The sequence below is a fragment of the Streptomyces sp. NL15-2K genome, assembly GCF_030551255.1.
In the GTDB taxonomy this organism is placed as follows: domain Bacteria; phylum Actinomycetota; class Actinomycetes; order Streptomycetales; family Streptomycetaceae; genus Streptomyces.
Map to the genome: position 1 here is coordinate 8958390 of NZ_CP130630.1, position 18959 is coordinate 8977348.

The following is an 18959-nucleotide window of genomic DNA, read 5'->3' on the forward strand; positions in this document are numbered from 1 at the left end:
GAGGGGCTCCTACGAGGATGCTCGGCGGGGCCCCATCGTGGCACCGAAGGGATGGTTCAAACAACCATCTTCGCGTTTCCTCGGTGGTTCATCCATGCATGCCCGGTCATGATCACCGTGCGCGGCGTGACTTCACCGCATGCTGCGGGGTGATGTGGTCGGTCAGCGCCAGTGAGGCGCTCGCGCGCTGGTAGGAGAGCTGGGCGACCCGGACGTACAGGCAGTCGATGAGGACGAGCACGGAGTGCCGGCCGCCGATGCTGCCGGTGCGGAAGCTGGTCTCCGAGGACGAGGAGATCAGCCGGATGTCGGCGGTCCGGGCGAGCGGCGAGCGCGGATCGGCGGTGAGCGCCACCGTCGTCGCTCCGCGCTCCTTGGCCAGCTCGAACGGTTCGATGGTCTCGCGGGTCGCGCCGGAGTGCGAGATGCCGATGGCGACGTCGGCCGGGGTGAGCAGGGCGGCGGAGGTGGTCGCGGCGTGCACCTCGGTCCAGCCGCGCACCGCGCAGCCGATGCGGAACAGCCGGGTCTCGGTCTCCTGGGCCACCGCGCCGCTGCCGCCGACGCCGTAGACGTCGATGCGCCGGGCGCGGGCCGTGGCCTGGGCCGCCCGCTCGATCGCGTCGAGGTCGATCCGCTCGATGGTCTGCTGCACCGCGCGCAGGTCCGCGCTGCCGACGACCTGCACGACCCGCTCCAGGTCGTCGTCCGGGGAGATGTCCGGGCCGATTTCCGCGGTGCCCCAGTCGGAGACCTCGCCGCGGCCGCGCTCCTGGGCCAGCTCGATCAGCAGATGCTGGTAGGAGTCGAGGCCGATCGCACGGCAGAAACGGGTCACCGTCGCCTGGGAGGTGCCGGTGCGGCGGCCCAGCTCGGCGGCCGAACAGTGGGTGACGGCGGCCGGATCCTCCAGGATCAGCTCGCCGACCTTCCGCAGGGAGCCGGCCAGCCGGGGCAGCTCGGTACGGATCAGGGTGGTGACGTCGGTCGGGGGCATGGCAAGAATGTATCAGCCACCGTTCACCGGGCAGATTGAATACCAGGACCGTCCTGTGATTTATTGATTCACCGATGGAGATATACAGGGTGGTTCAATCCATCAGCTAGGGAGTGTCGCGTGTCCGTCGAGTCCGTCAGCGCCCAGGGGTTCGCGCGCGAGAGCCTGGCCGTCCTCCAGCATGTCACCGAGTCCGCCCGCGACGACGTGACACGCGCCGCCGAGCTGATCGCCGAGTGCGTGCGCACGGAGGGCGTGATCCACGCCTTCGGCACCGGCCACTCCCAGGCGATCGTGCTCGAACTGGCCGGCCGCGCGGGCGGGTTGGTGCCCACCAACCGACTGAGCATCGCCGACCTCGTCCTGTACGGCGGCGACGACCCGAGCGTCCTCGACGACCCGCTCCTCGAGCGCCAGGCGGGTGTGGCCGCGCGGATCTACGACCTCGCCGCCCCGCATCCCCAGGACCTCTTCGTCGTCATCTCCAACTCCGGCGTCAACAGCGTGGTCGTGGAGATGGCCCTGCACGCCAAGGCGCAGGGACACCGCGTCCTGGCCATCACCTCCCTCACCCATACGCGGGCCGTCCCCGCCGCCCACTCCAGCGGCAAGAAGCTCGTCGACCTCGCCGACGTCGTCCTCGACAACGCGGCCCCGCGCGGCGACGCCCTCCTGGAACTGCCCGGCGGCGGCGCCGTGTGCGCCCTGTCCACGCTCACCGGCGTGATGCTGGTGCAGATGGCGGTCGCGCAGGCGTCGGCCCTGCTGCTCGCCGCCGGGGAGCGGCCGCCGGTCTATGTCTCGGCCAACGTGCCCGGCGGCTTCGAGGGCAACCTGGAGCTGGAGAAGCGGTACGCCGGACGGATCCGGCGCACCGCGAGCTGACCTACTCGACGCTCTCCACGGGCAGCGGCGTCAGCGCGACGGCCAGCGGATAGGCGCCGGTCGTCAGGGGCGCCCGGGTGGTGCCCGAGGCCGTGTCGACCGGTACCAGGACGTTCCCGTCGGCCGTCGTGACGTACGCCGTACGGCCGTTCCAGTCCAGGCTCACGTCGAAGGCCGACCTGCCGACCTCGACGCTTGTCCCGGGGGCGCCGGTGACCGTGTCGACGGGGGTGACCGCGCTGCCGGTGCTGGGGCTGACCCACAGGGTGCGGCCGTCCGGAGAGAGAGCCAGGCCGTAGGCCTGGCCGGTGACCAGGAACGTCGCCTCGGTGTCGTTCGTGGCGGTGTCGATGGGGGTGACGGTCGAGCCGCCGGAGTTGGACACGTAGACCGTCTTCCCGTCGGGCGCGGCCACGACGTTGAAGGGGCGAGGGCCCACGGCGACGGCGGTTTCGGCCTTCCCGGTGGAGAGGTCGACCGGGGTGACGGTGTTGTCGTGGATGTCGGCCACGTACAGCGTCCGGCCGTCGGGTGTGATCGCCATGTTCTCCGGCCCGGAGCCGACCGGGACGGGGGCGCCCGCTGTCAGCGTGGTGGTGTCGAGGGGCTGGACGGTACCGTCCGTGTAGTTGGCGACCCAGAGTGTGCCGCCGTCGGGCGTGAGCGCGAGGCCGGCCGGGACGCGGCCGACGGCGACCGTGGCGGTGACGGTGTTCTCGGCGACGTCGATGACGCTGACGGTGTTCGAGCCCTGGTTGGCGGCGTAGGCGGTACGGCCGTCGGCACTGACGACCACCTCGCCGGGGTTGTCGCCGACGGCGATGTCGGTGCTCTTGCCGGAGCCGAGGTCGATGGAACTGACCGACGCCCCGCTGAAGTTGGCGGTGAGGGCCTTGAACGTGCCTGTTCCCTGGCTCACTTGTACCGGAATCGCGCGGTCGAGGACGCCGTCGCCCGACACCACCACGGAGTGGACGCCCGGGGTGGCCGCGGTCAGGGTGACGGAGGCCGAGGCGCTGCCCCCGGCCGGCACGGTCACCGTCCCCTCGGCGGGCGAGGCGGTGACACCCTCGGGCACGTCGAGCTTCCAGGTGACGCTCTTCGCCGCAGTGGACCGCTTGTCGGACAGGGCAAGGGTCACCGTCTGTGAGGCGCCGGGTTTCAAGGAGAGGGAGGCGGGAGCGAAGGCGGCGTCGACGCCGGGGTCGGGGGCGTTGTCCAGCATCGTCGTATAGAGGAACTGGTCCATGACACCCGGCGAGACCTGCTCCGGGATGGCGTCCAGTGCCTTGCGCTGCGCCCTGAGCCTGTTCCAGTACGTGGTGACGGCGTCTGTGTCGCCCCGCTTGTTGGCGAGCAGCAGGTCCACGGCGGTCTCGCCCGCGGTGCCGTAGCGGCCGAGCTTGTCGAGCCAGGCGGAGGTTTCCTCCAGGAAGCCGGGGTTGTCGAGGCGGGCGCGCAACTCGGCGGGCGTGGCGGCCATCTCGGCGAAGTAGGACGTCAGACGCTCGGCCGCGCGGTCGAGTCCGCTGTCCTGCTCGTAGGCGGTACGGAAGTCGGCGATGAGCCGGGTGAGGGTGGGGGACTCGGTCGCGTCGAGCTGGGACGAGTAGTTGTTCTCGGCGAAGACCCGCAGCCATTTCTCGCTGTCGGGCCCGGCGAGATCGCGGACCGAGGCGAGGAAGGCGGCCCGGGGATCGTAGGCGTCCGGGTTCCACAGATAGGCGGCCGAGGTGAACAGGGCGATCCGGCTGGCCTCGCCCTGGACCATCGGGTTGGCGGTCACACCGGTCGCGGCGCTCGCCACACCGGGCTCGCGACCCGTGTAGGGGCCGAGCAGCAGACGGCTGGTGACGTAGTCGTTGACCGGGTAGTTGTCCCAGACCAGGATCGGGTGGCCGTACACCTCGCGCGCCCGCGCGACCTGGTCGGCGGTGATGGTCGGCGCGATCACGCCGACGCCGGTCCACTCCACGACCACGGACGGGTCCAGCTTCTCGCGCAGTGCCTTCTTGTAGGGGGAGTCGGCGAGGTCGGAGTACTCGGTCGGGACCATCTCCAAGGGGCGCAGGTCGGCGTGCCCGGCGGTGAAGTCCTGCCAGACCCGGTTGAGCAGATGGGCCTGCGCGGCACCGGCCGCCCCGCCCCCGCTCCCGAACTCCTTCTCGTCCTCGGCGCAGTTCCACTTGGTGTAGCTGATGTCGTCCAGCGGGATCGCGAAGGAACGGACGCCGATGGCGTACAGCGAGTCGAACTTCCGGGTGAGGGCCGCGATGTCGGCCTCGGAGGAGTAGCAGACGGACAGCCCGGGGGAGAGGGCGTAGGTGAAACGGACGTGGTTGGCGTCGGCCCGGTCGACCAGTTCCTTCATCCGGTCCAAGGCGGCCGGCGGGTACGGGTCGCGCCAGCGGGCGCGCAGATACTCGTCGTCCTTGGGCGAGTAGACGTAGACGTTCTGCTTCGTACGGCCGTAGAAGTCGAGTTGACCGAGCCGCTCGGCGTGCGTCCAGGGTGTGCCGTAGAAGCCCTCGACGACTCCGCGCAGCGCGGCCGTAGGCCAGTCGCGGACGGTGACTTCGGGCAACCGGTCGCCAGTGGTGACCAGTTGGCGCAGGGTCTGGGCGGCGTAGAAGGTGCCGGTGGTGTCGACGCCGGAGAGGGCGAGGAGGGACCGGCCGTCCTTACGGCCGGACGCCAGGACGTAACCGCCGGAGGTGAGGCCGTCGGGGGACGAGGCGGCGAGTTGCTTCAGCGCCTTCCCAGTGGCGCTGTTCTCGTCCGGCCCTCCGAGGTAGACGGTCAGGCCTGCGGCGGGAGGTTTTTCACCGGCGTCGACCGTGGTGATCCGGTCGGCTCCGGCGTCCCGCAGGACGGCCTCCACGACACGGCGGGCGGAGGGGTCGGTGCCGGGGCCGACGACTTCTACGACCCGGTCGGGGATGGTGAGTTGGCCGGGTTTCGTGTGCATGGTCTGGGGTGTCGGCCAGACCTGGGGTGCGGCTGGGGGTGGTTCCGCCGACGCGTGTGCGGAGGGGAGGGTGAGACCCACGGCCAGCAGGAGGGCCGTGGCCGTACGTCTGAAGCGAGGGGGTGGAAGCACGGGGTTCTCCTCCGGAGGCCGAGGCGAAGTGGGTGAATGCATCCACCGAGTGATGGTAGGGGTGTTGAATAGATCATTCAATGGTGGCCGGAGCGACGTACCGCCGTGGAGTTGCCGCGGCCGTCGAAACGCTCAATGCCTGTGTTTCAGCCGTCGGTTCGCATGACGCGACGCCGGTCGGTGGATGCCGGTCGCCTGCGGCCGCCTGCCCAGAAGAACACCGAGACGAAGACGATGGCCAGGACGGCCGGCAGTACGAACCACAGGGTGCCCATGACCGCGAAAAACGCCGTCGCTGTCCCGGCGCCGATCGCGGCCGCGGTGAGACCTCCTCGTGCCCCGGGCAACCCCTCATACGCGTCGGCGAATTGTCGGCGCACCTCGTTTTCCGCCAGGCGTTCCACGTCACCGCGCGTCGCGATGAACTCATTGGACGAATGCAAGCTCTCCCGCACGGCAGTGAACTCGATGTCCCACATGTAGCCGGTTTCATCCGGTGGATCCAGCGTTCGCCTCCGGCTGCGGCCGAACAGAGCCGAGAGTCGGCTGTCCGCCATTCTTCGGGCTGCAGACACGTGAGACCTCCCTGTTGTCAGTCGGCTCCGAGAGCAGCCGCGAGCAGGTCTGCATACAGCAGGAGTTCGCGCACGTCCCGAGGAGTGAAGCCTGAACTCGGCGCGGCGGACGGCATTTTTCCATCCATTGCCAAGATGCCGATTACTGCCTTGTTCACCTTCACTTGGACCACGGCAACCCGCTCGTCGGGGACAGAAGGCGCCGTTCTGTTGAAGGGGGAAGCAGTGTTGCCTCGCACGAGGACCATCCCGTCCTTCGCGATCAACTCAAGTGCGGGATAGGCGGGTTCACCGCTGTCAACTTCTGGTATGGCCGACGCCGGCCACTGGGACACGAGTTTGAACAGGCGAGTAGTGGAGTCCCACGAGTAGAAGACTCCACGGGTTCCCTCAGCGATCTCCGACACCCCTACCGCGATCGACTGGTCCAGTCGCCCTCTGCGCACGTCCCGCTCCGCCGAGGGAAGCGTTCGGTCTGCGATGACAGCGGCCTGAGCGGCGTTCGGAGCCAGATTGGCGACCAGGTTCTCGTAGTTCATCTCCGCTTGAGTCGCCAACTGTTTCATTCTGTCGCGGTACGCCGACAGCCTGACTCGCTCACTGTTCCCGACGTACACGGCAATCGCGGAAGATGTGACGCCGGCTACGATCCAGTACCGCTGATTTTCCCCCTCTTTCCCTCCGAAGATGCTGGAGGTGAAGGCGAGCGCGGTGAAGAAAACGGCAGCCGCGCCGAGGGTGATGTTGATGACGCGGTCTTTTGTCTCTGGCGACATGCTCCCCCTGATGACCTGTGCGTCACGCGCTGCTCAGCCCCTGCTCATCGTGCCCAGAGCCTCCCACCCCATGCCGGGCAGGACAAGCTGGTCGGAGAAGCTCGCCGTCTGATGATCGCGGCCGTCACCACCCCGTCAACAACAGGTGGTTGAGCGACAACGCCAGCACCGCCTGCCCGACCAGCCACCCCCGCACCCCCGTCAGCCACGCACAAGCCGGCAGCAGCCACACCGCGAACGGCAGCCAGATCCGTTCCGTCTCCGCCTTGCTCATGCCGGACAGGTCGGCGACGAGCAGGGCCAGGAGAGCTGCCACCACGAGCACGGCGAGGCGGACGGCGGGGCGGGAGCGGCGGTGGGTGAGGTTGGTGGCGGTTCGGCGTAGGGCCGCCACCGTCGCCGGGCCCACGATGAGCACCGTGCACGCCAGGTTCGCCCAGACCCAGTAGCCGTACGGCCGGACCCCGCCCGCGCCCTGGTAGTAGCGGCGGACCAGCAGTCGGTACGCCTCCCACCAGTCGAAGCCGAGGGCGGTGAACGTGACGGGGACGACCAGGAAGCCGGCCAGGACGAAGGGGAGCGGGCGCCATCGGTTCGAGCCCAGGAGGAGGACGGCGGCCGCGATCACGGCGAACAGCGTCAGGCCGTACGAGAGGTACATGGTCAGGCCGAACAGCAGCCCGGACGCGAGGCCGGTCCACCCCGGCCGGCGTCCCGTCACCGCAAGCGCGAGGAACGCCACCGCCCACGCCGTGACCGCCGCGAAGTAGCCGTCGGCGGACGTGCCCACCCACACGGCGGCCGGAGCCAGGATCAGGAAGGGCGCGGCTCGGCGGGCGAGGGATTCGTCGGCCAGGATGCGTACGGTGATCAGCACCGCGACCGCGGCCGTCGTGCCGACGGTGATGCACCAGGCTCCGGCCCAGCCCCCGCCGCCCAGGCCGATCCGGTCGAGCAGGACGAACGTGAGCGTGGCCCCCGGGGGATGCCCGGCGACATGGGCCGGCCAGTTGTCCGGCGCGTCGATCAGGATGTGGCCGTTGAAGCCCCGGAGGGCCGCGGGGATGTCCTGGAACCGGTCGATGACCCGGAGGTATTCGTTCTTGGTCGTCAGCTGCTCGGCGACACCCCGGTGCCAGCCGTCGACCAGGGCCAGCGACCACGTCCAGGCCAGGCCGGCGCCCCAGGTGGCGAGGAGCAGCGCGCGCCAGGGCAGCCGGACGGCGAGGGAGGGACCGTACGCCACCATGGCGACCGCGACGGCGAGCGCGGCCGGGGTGCCGGGGCCGACGTGCGGGTGCCAGGTCGCCAGCAGTGGCGGCCAGCCGACGCGGAGCGTGCCGTACCGGTGCTGGATGGCGGTGCCGATGACGATGGCGGCCGTCACGAGGAGCGCGGCGGCCAGGGCCGCGTACAGGTCACGTCTCAGATCGCGGTTCACGCGCAAACGCTAGGCCGCGGGGCCTCGCCCGGACGGCTGACAAGGGCGAACGTCAGAGTTTCGTCATGGTTCGCGGGCCCGCCTCGGGGGTGGTGCGGGCCTACGGTCGGGGCATGGCACGCTCTCCCTTCTCGCCCGCGTTCTGGCGCAGCCCCCTGCGCGGCCCCTGGTTCACCTCCGTGCTCGGCGTCGTGCTGCTCGGCGGGATCACCGTGCTGTTCGTGACCGGGCTGCTGTCGTACGCGGCCTACAACCCGGACCTGTCGCCCGTGAACGACAAGACCCCGGACAAGGGGATCCTCGGGTTCTACCTCTTCTCCTGGCCGACCGACCCGCACTGGCTGTACCGGCTGATCCAAGGCGTCCACGTCACCCTCGGGATCGTGCTGATCCCCGTCCTGCTGGCCAAGCTGTGGTCGGTCGTGCCGAAGCTGTTCACGCTGCCGCCCGCGCGGTCGGTCGCGCACGCGCTGGAGCGGATCTTGCTGCTGCTTCTGGTCGGCGGAGCGCTGTTCGAGTTCGTCACCGGTGTGCTCAACGTGCAGCTCGACTACATCTTCCCCGGCTCCTTCTATCCGCTGCACTTCTACGGCGCCTGGGTGTTCTTCGCCGCGTTCGTCGTGCACGCGGTGCTGAAGACGCCTGCGGCTCTGCACAATCTGCGTCGACTTCGTCAACCGGGTGAAGGAGAAAGCGAGTTGACAGCTCTGCGGCCCGCCGAGCCCACCGTGTCCCGGCGCGGTGCCCTCGGGCTGGTCGGCGGAGGCTCGCTGCTGCTTTTCGTCACCACGGTCGGGCAGAACTTCGACGGGGCGCTGCGCAGGACCGCCCTCCTCGCACCGCACGGCGGCGCCGATCCGGGTACGGGGCCGTCCGGGTTCCAGGTCAACAAGACGGCCGCGTACGCGGGGATCAGGGAGGCGGAGACGAGCGAGGAGGCCTGGCGGCTGGTCGTCGTGGGGCGCACCGGAACCGTTCGGCTCAGCCGGGCCGATCTGCTTCAACTACCGTTGCACAGCGCCGCGTTGCCCATCGCGTGCGTGGAGGGCTGGTCGACCTCCGACCAGTGGTGGCGCGGCGTACGGCTGCGGGATCTCGCCGCGCTCGTCGGGTACGACGATCCGCCCGACGTCTTCGTCGAGTCGCTGCAACGGCGTGGCGCTTTCCGGCGGGCCGCCCTGCGCGCCAACCAGGTCGCCGACCCGCGCTCCCTGCTCGCCCTGTTCGTCAACGGCGAGGACCTGACCCCTGATCACGGGCACCCGGCGCGGATCATCGTGCCGGCCGCACCCGGTGTGCTCAACACCAAGTGGGTGGCCCGGATGACTTTCGGAAAGCTGTGAGGAGACCTGTGAAGAGACCTGTGAGGAGACCTGTGAGGAGACCTGTGATGCGAGTCAGGATCCCTCTCGGCAGTCCCCTCCAACTGCTCCTGCTCGTCTGCTCGTTCGCCCTCGCCGCGTACGCGGGCGTCCGGCTGCTGGAGGGGGACTGGTTCGGGGTCACGCTGTGGTTCGTGGGAGCCGCCCTGCTCCACGACCTGGTGCTGCTGCCGGTGTACGGCACGCTCGACCGTGGCCTGGTCAGGGCGGCGGGCCCTCGCCACGAGGGGGTCGCGTACGTCCGTGTGCCCGCCGCCCTCTCCGGGCTGCTCCTGCTCGTGTGGTTTCCGCTGATCAGCGGGCGGGTGGCGGGGCGCTACGCCGGTGTCACCGGTATGTCCACGGACGGTTATCTCGCCCGTTGGCTGCTGCTGACGGCCGCGCTGTTCGGCGGTTCGGCGCTGCTGTTCGTGCTGCGGCTGCGCAGGGCGACGAAGCAACGCCCGCCGGCCGCCCACTGATCGACGGAACGCCAGCCCGCGCCGCCCGCGTGCCGCAGCAGGGCCGGGGTGCCGAGCCGGGCCCACGGGAACGGCGTGCCGGCGGCCCCTCGGGCGTCGGTGACATGGACTTGGACCCGCTCGTCGAGGTCCAGGTCCGGCACCGTCTCGGCGATCAACAGGCCACCGGGGAGGAGGAGTTGGGCCATCCGGTCGAGCAAGGCCCTCGGGTCGCCGCCGATGCCGATGTTGCCGTCGATGAGGAGGGCGGTGCCCCAGCGGCCCTCGCCGGGGAGCGGGTCGAAGACGGAGCGGCGCAGCGCCTGGCCGCCGAGCCGCACGGTGCACGCCACGGCCGCCTCGCTGACGTCGATGCCCAGGACCCGCCGACCCCGTCCGCCCAGCGCCGCCACCAGCCGCCCCGGCCCGCAGCCCACATCCAGCACCGCGCCCTCGCAGCGCCGCAGCACCTCCAGGTCGGCCATGTCGGCGTCCGCACACCAGCGCTCCACCTCCAGCGGCAGCAGCCAGCCGTCGGCCCGGCGCAGGAAGAGGGGCCCCTGGCCGGTGCGCAGGGCGGCGGTATAGGGGTCGGCGGACCAGGGACGGTCGTCGACGAGGGCGCCCGACCAACGCCGGCCGGTGCCGGTCGCGGCGCCTGGCCGCGGTGCGTGCGGGTCTGCCAGGGCATCCGGCCGCCGCCTGTTCGCGTCCGTCGGGTGGTCTGGCCGCTGCTTGTCGGTCGAGGTGCCTGGTCGGTGCCGGTTGGTGTTGGTCGTGGTGCTTGGCCACGGTGTGTTGGGGTCCGTCGGGGCATCCGGCCGCCGCCCGTTCGCATCGGGCGAGGTGCCTGGCCGGTGCCCGTCGGGCGGTGTGCTTGGCCGGTGCCGGTTGGTGTCGGTCGTGGTGCCTGGCCACGGTGCGTTCGCGTCCGTCGGGTGGTCTGGACCCCGCTTGTCGGTCGAGGTGCCCGACCAACGGCGGCCGGTGTCGGTCGCGGCGCCTGGCCGCGGTGCGTTCGGGTCCTTCGGGTCCGTCGGGGCATCGGGCCGCGGTGCGTTCGGGGCATCGGGCCGACGCCCGTCCGCGTCCGTCGGAGCGCTCGGCCAATGTCCGTCCGTCTCCGTCGCGTCCCCCGGTCGCCGCTCGTCCGTCTCCGTCGCGTCCCGCGGTCGCCGCTCGTCGGTGTCCGTGGCGGCCCTCGGCCCCCGGCCATCCGTCTCCGTCGCGGGTCCCGTTCGGCGGCCGGCCGGGTCGGTGCCCGGTTGCCTCGGGATCCGCGGGGGTGTCGTCGTCCGGATCGTGGTCATCGGCCCTCGGCCGTCGTGAGTCGGGCCAGTTGTGCGGCGAAGCGTCCGCCGGGGGCCGACTTGGCGACCAGGTCGGCGTCGTGTGCCGTGTCCACGTCCCGCAGCGGGGGCAGGTCCCGTACCCGCAGCCCGTCGAGCCGCGCACGCTGTGCGGCACCCGTCTGCGGCGTCGACATCGGCACGCCCCGCAGCAGCGCGGGGTCCGGCTCGGCCAGGCCCAGTGCCCAGAAGCCGCCGTCCTCGGCGGGACCGAAGTACGCGTCGCAGTCCGCGAAGTCGACCGTGAGCAGCTCCGGGGTCACCTGGGGTGTGTCCATGCCGATGAGGAGTGCGGGGCCGTCGCAGTCCGCGAAGGCCGCGGCCAGTCGTTCGTCGAGGCCGCCCGCGCACTGCCGTACGACCTCGAAACCGGGCGGCAGCCACGGGCCGGGCATGCCCTCCAGGACCAGCACCCGGCGTCGCGCGGGCGTCCGCGCGACCGTGTCCAGGGTGTCCGTCAGGGCCGCCTCCGCGAGCGCGGCCGCCTCGTGAGGGGTGAAGGGTGGGGTCAGCCGGGTCTTCACCCGGCCGGGGCGGGGTTCCTTGGCGATGACGAGGACCGTGGTCGACGGTGTCACGTGCATACCCCCTTCTCCGCCAGCACGCGGCTCATGTCCCGTACCGCCTGCCAGGTGCCGCGCCAGGTGCCGGTCACCTTGGAGGCGCCGGCCCGCGGGCGGTACGGGACGTCGTGTTCGGTGATGCGCCAGCCTGCGTCGGCGGCGCGGACGACCATCTGGAGCGGGTAGCCGCTGCGCCGGTCCGTGAGGCCGAGGTCGAGCAGCGGCTCGCGCCGGGCGGCGCGCAGCGGGCCGAGGTCGTGCAGCCGCAGGCCGGTGCGGCGGCGGAGCAGGCGGGCGAGGGCCAGGTTGCCCGTCCGGGCGTGCAGCGGCCAGGCACCTCGGGCCTGCGGGCGGCGCCGCCCGAGGACCAGGTCCGCGTCCCCGGCCAGGATCTCGCGCACGAACGGCACCAGGTCGGCCGGGTCGAGCGAGGCGTCGCAGTCGCAGAAGCAGACGACGTCGGCCGCGGCGGCGGTCAGCCCCGCGTGGCAGGCGGCGCCGAATCCGCGCCGCTCCTCACGGACGACGGTCGCGCCGAGGGAGTGGGCGATACGGGCCGAGCCGTCCGTGGACCCGTTGTCCACGACGATCGCCCGCCAGCCGGGCGGGATGCGCCCGAGCACCCAGGGCAGCGCCTCGGCCTCGTCGAGACAGGGGAGTACGACGTCCACGGACGTGGGGCACGGAACGGAATCGGAATCGGGATCAGGTTCGGGTTCGGGTTCGGAATCGGGATCGGAAGAGGGCGTCACGGCTCTCACCTTACGAGCGCGAAACGGGCATAACGGACTCCAGCTCCTTACGAAACAAGGACGTCGGAGGCGGAGGGCCGCGCCCGGGCGCGGAGGGTGCGAGGCTGGCGGCATGGAGCAGCAGCAGCCGTACGCGCAGGCCGGGGCCCGGGTCCTCGTCGTCGACGACGACCCCACGGTCGCCGAGGTCGTCTCCGGATACCTCGACCGGGCCGGATACGTCGTGGACCGCGCCGGCGACGGGCCCGACGCGCTCGCCCGGGCCGCCGCGCACTGGCCGGACCTCGTCGTCCTGGACCTGATGCTGCCGGGCATGGACGGCCTCGAAGTCTGCCGCCGGATGCGCGGGCGCGGACCCGTGCCGGTCATCATGCTCACCGCGCGCGGCGACGAGGACGACCGCATCCTCGGCCTGGAGGTCGGCGCCGACGACTACGTCACCAAGCCCTTCAGCCCCCGCGAGTTGGTTCTGCGCGTGGAGTCCGTGCTGCGCCGCGCCCGCCCCGCCCAGCCGGCCGGCGTCCTGCGCGCGGCAGGGCTGAGCGTCGACCCGTCGGCCCGCCGCGCCGCCAAGCACGGCACGGAACTCGCCCTCACCATCCGCGAGTTCGACCTCCTCGCCTTCTTCCTTCGTCACCCGGGCCGCGTCTTCGGCCGCGAGGACCTGATGCGCGAGGTGTGGGGCTGGGACTTCGGCGACCTGTCGACCGTGACCGTCCATGTCCGGCGGCTGCGGGGGAAGGTCGAGGACGACCCGGCCAGGCCCCGGCTGATCCAGACCGTGTGGGGCGTGGGCTACCGCTTCGACAGCGCCCCCGAGGAGGCCTGACCGTGCGCGACACCCTCCTCATCGCCCTCTTCGCCTTCCTCGGTGCCGCCGCGGCCGGCCTGCTCGGTGCGTGGGTGCTGCTGCTGATCCGGCGGCGCTCGGTGGTCACGCACCTCGCCGTGGTCACCACCGTCGCCGTCACCGCGATGCTCGCGGGCACCCTCGCGGTCGCGCAGGCGATGTTCCTGTCCGCGCACGACCTGAAGGTCGTCACCACCGTCGTCGCCATGGCCGCCGTGGTCTCCCTGGCCACCGCCCTGCTGCTGGGCCGCTGGGTCGTCGCCCGCAGCCGGGCCCTCACGCTCGCCGCCCGCTCCTTCGGCGACGGCGGCGGCTTCACCTCGCCCGACGGCCCGGCGACCGCCGAACTGGCCGCGCTGAGCCGCGAGTTGGAGGCCACCAGCGCCAGGCTCGCCGAGTCCCGGGAACGCGAGCGCGCCCTGGAGACCTCCCGGCGCGAACTCGTCGCCTGGATCTCGCACGACCTGCGCACCCCTCTCGCCGGGCTGCGCGCGATGTCCGAGGCCCTGGAGGACGGGGTCGCCGCCGACCCTCAGCGCTATCTGCGGCAGATCCGCACGGAGGTCGAGCGCCTCAACGACATGGTGGGCGACCTCTTCGAGCTCTCCCGCATCCACGCGGGCACGCTGGCGCTGAGCCCGAGCCGGATCTCCCTCTACGACCTCGTCGGCGACGCCCTCGCGGGCGCCGACCCGCTGGCGCGCGAGCACGGCGTACGGCTGGTGGGGAGCCGGGTCGAGCCCCTGCCCGTCGAGGTGGACGGCAAGGAGATGAGCCGGGTCCTGGGCAACCTGCTCGTCAACGCCATCCGCCGCACCCCCGCCGACGGTACGGTCGCCATCGCCGCCGAGCGCTCGCCCGAGGGCATCGTGCTGTCCGTCACGGACGGCTGCGGCGGCATCCCCGAGGAGGACCTGCCCCGCGTCTTCGACACCGGCTGGCGCGGCACGCACGCCCGGACGCCGCCGGCCGGCGCGGGCCTGGGCCTCGCCATCGTCCGGGGCATCGTGGAAGCGCACCAGGGCCGGGCCACCGTACGCAACATCCCGGGCGGCTGCCGCTTCGAGGTGACGCTGCCGACGGCGGAGGTGTGAGTGCCGGGGGTACGGCACCCAGGGCGCCGTATCCCTCGATCCCCCTCGATCCCCCCTCAGTCCGCCCGCAATCCCGCCCGGGCGAACTCCCGCATCCCCTGCTCGAACCCCACCTCGGCCTTCCACTCCAACTCGGCCCGCAGCCGCGCCGAGTCCGCCGTGATGTGCCGTACGTCCCCCAGCCGGTACTCCCCGGTGACGACCGGCTCGGGGCCCCCGTACGCCGCCGCCAGCGCCCGGGCCATCTCGCCGACCGTGTGCGGCTCGCCGCTGCCGGTGTTGTACGCCGTGAGCTCGCCCGGGCGTGAACTCGCCTCCAGCGCCGCCACGTTGGCCGCGGCCACGTCCCGTACGTGCACGAAGTCCCGCCGCTGGCGGCCGTCCTCGAAGACGCGCGGGGCCTCGCCGCGGGCCAGCGCCGAGCGGAAGAAGGAGGCGACGCCCGCGTAGGGGGTGTCGCGGGGCATGCCCGGCCCGTACACGTTGTGGTAGCGCAGCGACACCGCCGACCCGTCCGTGGCCCGGGCCCACGCCGCGGCCAGGTGCTCCTGGGCGAGCTTGGTGGTCGCGTACACGTTGCGCGGATCGACCGGGGCGTCCTCCCCGACCAGCCCGGGCGACAGCTCGGACCCGCACTCCGGGCAGACCGGTTCGAAGCGCCCCGCGTCCAGGTCGGCGACGGCACGCGGTCCCGGCCGGAAGGTCCCGTGCCGGGGGCAGTCGTACCTGCCCTCCCCGTACACCACCATCGACCCGGCCAGCACCAGCCGTCGTACGCCCGCGTCGGCCATGGCGGTCAGCAGCACGGCCGTACCGAGGTCGTTGTGGGAGACGTACTCGGCGGCGTCGCGGAAGCCGACGCCCAGGCCGACCATCGCGGCCTGGTGGCAGACGGCGTCCACGCCGGTCAGGGCCTTGCGGACCGAATGGGGGCTGCGTACGTCCGCCGCCGGTTCGGACCGGACGTCGTACACGACGGGCTCGTGCCCGCGGGCCCGGAGCGCCTCGACGACATGGGACCCGATGAATCCGGCACCGCCGGTGACCAGTACACGCATACGCTCACGCTAGGGCCGTGAGCAGCCCGGACGACCGGGCCGCGCCCCTCACGTCACGGCTTCGTAAGACTCGTGGAGCTCAGCGGCAGCACCACCGTGAAGACGGTCGCCCCGGGCCGGCTGCTCACCTCGATCGTGCCGCCGTGCGCCCGGACCAGGGAGTTCGCGACCGCGAGACCCAGGCCGCTGCCGCCGCGGTCGCGGCTGCGGGCCTTGTCGACGCGGTAGAAGCGGTCGAAGACGCGGTCACGGTCGGCGGGCGGGATGCCGGGGCCCGTGTCCGCCACGCGCACCAGCGCCCGGCCGGACTCGACGCCGACGGTCAGGGTCACCTCCGTGCCCGCCGGTGTGTGGACCGCGGCGTTGGTGAGCAGGTTGTCGAGGACCTGGCGGATGCGCTGCGGGTCCAGACGCAGCTTCAGCGCCTCGGCGCCGGTCCGCACCGTCAGCGGGTGGTGCGGGTGGCCGGCGCGGAAGGCGTCGGCCGCGTGCTCGGCCAGCTCCACCAGATCCGCCTCCACCGGCCGCAGCGGGGCCTCCACCTCGGCCGCGTCCAGGCGGGCGAGCAGCAGCAGGTCGTCAAGGAGGACGCCCATCCTGGCCGCCTCCGCGCGCAGCCGGGCCAGGTGCTTGTCGCGTTCCTCGGGGGCGTTGGCGGCGGCGTACTGGAAGAGGTCCGCGTAGCCCCGTACGGACATCAGCGGGGTGCGCAGCTCGTGCGAGGCGTCCGCGACGAAGCGGCGCAGCCGCTGCTCGGCCTCCGCGCGCACGGCGAGGGAGTCGTCGATGTGCTCCAGCATCGTGTTGAACGCCGTGCGCAGCTCGTCCACCTCCGGGCCGCCGTCCCGGCCGTCCGCGCGCAGCGGCAGCCGGGCCGCCGACTCCGTGAGGTCGTGCGAGGTGATGCCGTGGGCCGTCGAGGCCATGTCGCTGAGCGGCTTCAAGCCGCGCCGCAGCATCTTCCGGCCGAAGATCACCAGCGCCAGCAGCGCGAGCCCGAACGTGACGGCCTGGATCGTGATCAGCCGCGTGACGGTGTCGTCGATGCCGTCCATCGGGGCGGCGCTCACCAGGAGCACCCCCGGTTCGACCTCGCAGGCGCGCAGTCGGTAGGTGCCCTCGCCCTTGAGGTGCTCGGTGCGCAGGAGTTCCTTGGGCGAGCCGGTCTGGGCCTGGGCCAGGGCATCGAAATCGTCGATGTCCTTCGGCGTGTCGCCGGCGTTCTCGGGCTTGCGCAGCACGGGTGTGCCGTCCGACACGTCGTACACGGCGTAGTACCAGCGGTAGTACCGCTTTCCCTGAAGCGTGCCGGTGTCCGCGATGCTCTTGGACTGGGCGATCTGGGCGTGCGTCAACTGGTCGTTGAGCTGGGCCGACAGATAGTCCCGCATGTACGTCGTCAGGGCCGTGCCGACGACGGCGAACACGACCAGCGCCAGGGCGCCCAGGCCCAGGGCCAGCCGGGTGCCCAGGCGCAGCCTGCCGTAGGCGCGCCTCAGCCTGTGGATCACTCGGCGGCCTGCCGGATCACGTACCCGAAGCCCCGCACGGTGTGGATCAGTGGCGCCCTGCCGTCGTCGGGCTCGTCGAGCTTGCGGCGCAGCCGGCTGACGACCAGCTCCACCACGTTCGAGCGGCCGCCGAAGCCGTACTCCCACACATGGTCCAGGATCTGCGCCTTGGTCAGCACGGTCGGCGACTTGCGCATCAGATAGCGCAGCACCTCGTACTCGGTCGGCGTCAGCGTGACCAGCTTGTCGCCGCGCCGCACCTCGCGGGTGTCCTCGTCCATCGTCAGATCCGCCACTTGGAGCACCGACCGCTGGAACCCGGGCCCGGCGCTGCGCCGCAGCACGGTCCGCAGCCGGGCCATCAGCTCCTCCACCGCGAACGGCTTGACCAGGTAGTCGTCACCGCCCCGGGTCAGTCCCGCCACCCGGTCGGCGACGGCGTCCCGGGCCGTGAGGAACACCACGGGCACCATCGTGCCCGAGCGGCGCAGCCGGTCCAGCACGCCGAAACCGTCGAGGTCTGGCAGCATCAGATCGAGCACCACGATGTCCGGATGGAACTCCGCGGCGCGGCTCAGCGCCTCCTCACCGGAGTTCGCCGTGACCGCGTCCCAGCCCTCATAGCGGGCGACCGTCGCGACGAGATCGGCGATCGGCGGGTCATCGTCCACGACGAGGAGTCGTACTTTTTCCACCTCCATATAGTGCTGCACCCGATCCCGATGGCGGAGCGCCGGGGGCCTCCGTGGCCACATCGATAACCACTTGAAAGTTGCACGACAGTGAATCGACAGCTGTCACCGGAGAAGCTCAGTACCCCGGACCCGATCAAGGAGCCTGTCCCGTGACTGCCGTCCAATCGCCCCCTGCGCCCCCCACGGCGATAAAACGCCCCAGGGTGGTGGCCCGCACGGGCCTGTACGCCGTGCTGGCCGCGAACGTGGCCGTGGTGACGTTCTTCTTCACCCAGGCCGGGTTCGCCTCCAACGCCCTTATCGTGCTGGGCCGGCTGGCCGGTCTGTACGGCGCGCTCCTGATGGCCTTCCAGCTGGTCCTGGTGGCCCGCCTGCCCTGGCTGGACCGCCGCATCGGCATGGACCGGCTGACCTCCTGGCACCGCCGGACCGGCTTCGGCATCCTGTTCACGCTGCTGGCGCACGCCGTCTTCATCGTCTTCGGCTACGCCCAGTCGTCGGACCTTGACCCGGTCAACCAGCTCGTGGACCTCGCCGAGACCACCGAGGGCGTGCTCCGCGCGGTCGTCGCGCTGGCGATCATCATCGTCGTGGGCGCCGTCTCGGGCCGCTACGCCCGGCGCCGGCTGGCCTACGAGACGTGGCACTTCATCCACCTGTACACGTACGTCGCCGTGCTGCTGGCCTTCACCCACCAGGTCGCGGTCGGTACGACCTTCACCTCGTCGTCCGCAGCCACGTCGTACTGGTACGGCGTATGGGGCGTCGCGCTCGGCTCGGTGTTCGTGGGCCGGCTGGTGCTCCCCGTGTGGCGGAACTGGCGACACCAGCTGCGCGTCACGGCGGTCGTCCCCGAGTCCGACAACGTCGTCTCGATCTACATGTCCGGCCGCGACCTGGACCGGCTGCCCGCGCGGGCCGGCCAGTTCTTCCTGTGGCGCTTCCTGACCCGGGACCGCTGGTGGCAGGCCAACCCGTTCTCCCTGTCGGCCGCCCCCGACGGCCGCACGCTGCGGCTGACCGCCAAGGCGGCCGGCGCCGGCAGCGCCGCCCTGCGGCACGTGAAGGTCGGCACACGCGTCTTCGCCGAGGGCCCCTACGGCGCCTTCACCGCGATGCACCGCACCCGGCCGGAGGCCGTGCTCATCGCCGGCGGCGTCGGCGTCACCCCCATCCGCGCCCTCCTGGAGGAGCTGCAGGGCCACGCCGTCGTCATCTACCGCGTCGCCACCGACCGGGACGCCGTCCTCTACGACGAGCTGCGGGACCTCGCCCTCGCCAAGGGCGCCGAGCTGCACCTGGTGACCGGGCCGCCCGTGCCCGACAAGCTGGCGCCGGGCGAACTTGCGGGGCTCGTGCCGGACATCGCCGACCGGGACGTCTTCCTGTGCGGACCGCCGCCCATGATGAACGCGGTGCTGGGCAGCCTGCGCGAGCTGAACGTGCCCAAGCCGCAGATCCACTTCGAGCGCTTCAGCCTGGCGGGATGAG

At 71.7% G+C, this 18959-nt stretch carries 17 protein-coding genes; 6 read left to right on the forward strand and 11 right to left on the reverse strand.

The annotated features are described in order from the left end of the window. Positions 1–112: 112 nt before the first annotated feature. Positions 113–997: a MurR/RpiR family transcriptional regulator gene (locus Q4V64_RS40135; RefSeq protein ID WP_124438494.1), complete on the reverse strand. Its 885-nt coding sequence runs from the start codon at positions 995–997 to the stop codon at positions 113–115. 120 nt (positions 998–1117) lie between these two features. Between Q4V64_RS40135 and Q4V64_RS40140 the strand changes: the two genes are divergently transcribed. After that, entirely contained in the window at positions 1118–1882 is a 765-nt protein-coding gene (locus tag Q4V64_RS40140; RefSeq protein ID WP_124438493.1) for an SIS domain-containing protein, read from the forward strand. A gap of 1 nt (position 1883) precedes the next feature. On the opposite strand, the gene Q4V64_RS40145 is transcribed toward Q4V64_RS40140, so the two are convergent. The 4 genes from Q4V64_RS40145 to Q4V64_RS40160 form a co-directional block, all read right to left on the reverse strand. Continuing rightward, entirely contained in the window at positions 1884–4982 is a 3099-nt protein-coding gene (locus Q4V64_RS40145; RefSeq protein ID WP_253266819.1) for a beta-N-acetylglucosaminidase domain-containing protein, read from the reverse strand. Between the two features lie 146 nt (positions 4983–5128). After that, on the reverse strand, positions 5129–5461 hold the full coding sequence (locus tag Q4V64_RS40150; RefSeq protein WP_148100371.1) for a hypothetical protein: 333 nt from the start codon (positions 5459–5461) through the stop codon (positions 5129–5131). Positions 5462–5574: 113 nt separating this feature from the next. Continuing rightward, positions 5575–6333 carry a hypothetical protein gene (locus Q4V64_RS40155; protein WP_124438490.1) on the reverse strand — a complete coding sequence of 253 codons (759 nt, stop codon included), beginning with the start codon at positions 6331–6333 and terminating at the stop codon, positions 5575–5577. A gap of 124 nt (positions 6334–6457) precedes the next feature. After that, entirely contained in the window at positions 6458–7774 is a 1317-nt protein-coding gene (locus tag Q4V64_RS40160) for a hypothetical protein (RefSeq protein WP_124438489.1), read from the reverse strand. A 113-nt stretch (positions 7775–7887) separates the two neighbouring features. Here Q4V64_RS40160 and Q4V64_RS40165 point away from each other — a divergent pair, with 113 nt between their 5' ends. Together Q4V64_RS40165 and Q4V64_RS40170 are read left to right on the forward strand one after the other, a co-directional pair. After that, the gene (locus Q4V64_RS40165; protein WP_124438488.1) at positions 7888–9117 is read left to right on the forward strand and encodes a molybdopterin-dependent oxidoreductase; all 1230 of its coding nucleotides are present in this window, start codon (positions 7888–7890) and stop codon (positions 9115–9117) included. A gap of 47 nt (positions 9118–9164) precedes the next feature. Further along, positions 9165–9617, forward strand: coding sequence for a hypothetical protein (locus Q4V64_RS40170; protein WP_124438487.1), 453 nt, complete (start codon positions 9165–9167; stop codon positions 9615–9617). Here Q4V64_RS40170 and Q4V64_RS55540 read toward each other — a convergent pair. From Q4V64_RS55540 to Q4V64_RS40185, 3 genes are all read right to left on the reverse strand, one after another. After that, complete coding sequence (locus Q4V64_RS55540) at positions 9506–10282, reverse strand: methyltransferase domain-containing protein (protein WP_124438530.1); 777 nt, start codon at positions 10280–10282, stop codon at positions 9506–9508. The genes Q4V64_RS40170 and Q4V64_RS55540 overlap by 112 nt on opposite strands. Positions 10283–10902: 620 nt before the next feature. Continuing rightward, complete coding sequence (locus Q4V64_RS40180; protein WP_124438486.1) at positions 10903–11529, reverse strand: DUF2064 domain-containing protein; 627 nt, start codon at positions 11527–11529, stop codon at positions 10903–10905. After that, complete coding sequence (locus Q4V64_RS40185; protein WP_124438485.1) at positions 11520–12179, reverse strand: glycosyltransferase family 2 protein; 660 nt, start codon at positions 12177–12179, stop codon at positions 11520–11522. Before Q4V64_RS40185 ends, Q4V64_RS40180 begins: the two co-directional genes overlap by 10 nt. A 193-nt stretch (positions 12180–12372) precedes the next feature. On the opposite strand from Q4V64_RS40185, the gene Q4V64_RS40190 reads away from it, so the two are divergent. Continuing rightward, positions 12373–13089 (forward strand): response regulator transcription factor, encoded by a 717-nt coding sequence (locus tag Q4V64_RS40190; protein ID WP_124438484.1) that lies wholly within the window; start codon positions 12373–12375, stop codon positions 13087–13089. A 2-nt stretch (positions 13090–13091) separates the two neighbouring features. Continuing rightward, on the forward strand, positions 13092–14204 hold the full coding sequence (locus Q4V64_RS40195) for a HAMP domain-containing sensor histidine kinase (RefSeq protein ID WP_124438483.1): 1113 nt from the start codon (positions 13092–13094) through the stop codon (positions 14202–14204). Positions 14205–14260: 56 nt separating this feature from the next. Here Q4V64_RS40195 and Q4V64_RS40200 read toward each other — a convergent pair whose 3' ends face one another. Genes Q4V64_RS40200 through Q4V64_RS40210 form a run of 3 tightly spaced genes read right to left on the reverse strand, consistent with a single transcriptional unit; the run spans position 14261 to position 17474 of the window. Further along, positions 14261–15262: an NAD-dependent epimerase/dehydratase family protein gene (locus tag Q4V64_RS40200; protein ID WP_124438482.1), complete on the reverse strand. Its 1002-nt coding sequence runs from the start codon at positions 15260–15262 to the stop codon at positions 14261–14263. 53 nt (positions 15263–15315) lie between these two features. Further along, a complete protein-coding gene (locus Q4V64_RS40205) occupies positions 15316–16773 on the reverse strand; it encodes a HAMP domain-containing sensor histidine kinase (protein ID WP_124438481.1) in 1458 nt (485 codons plus the stop codon). Next, positions 16770–17474 carry a response regulator transcription factor gene (locus tag Q4V64_RS40210; protein ID WP_124438480.1) on the reverse strand — a complete coding sequence of 235 codons (705 nt, stop codon included), beginning with the start codon at positions 17472–17474 and terminating at the stop codon, positions 16770–16772. The genes Q4V64_RS40205 and Q4V64_RS40210 overlap by 4 nt, the downstream gene beginning before the upstream one ends. 143 nt (positions 17475–17617) lie before the next feature. Here Q4V64_RS40210 and Q4V64_RS40215 point away from each other — a divergent pair, with 143 nt between their 5' ends. Further along, a complete protein-coding gene (locus Q4V64_RS40215; RefSeq protein WP_172629075.1) occupies positions 17618–18958 on the forward strand; it encodes a ferredoxin reductase family protein in 1341 nt (446 codons plus the stop codon). Position 18959: the final 1 nt, after the last annotated feature.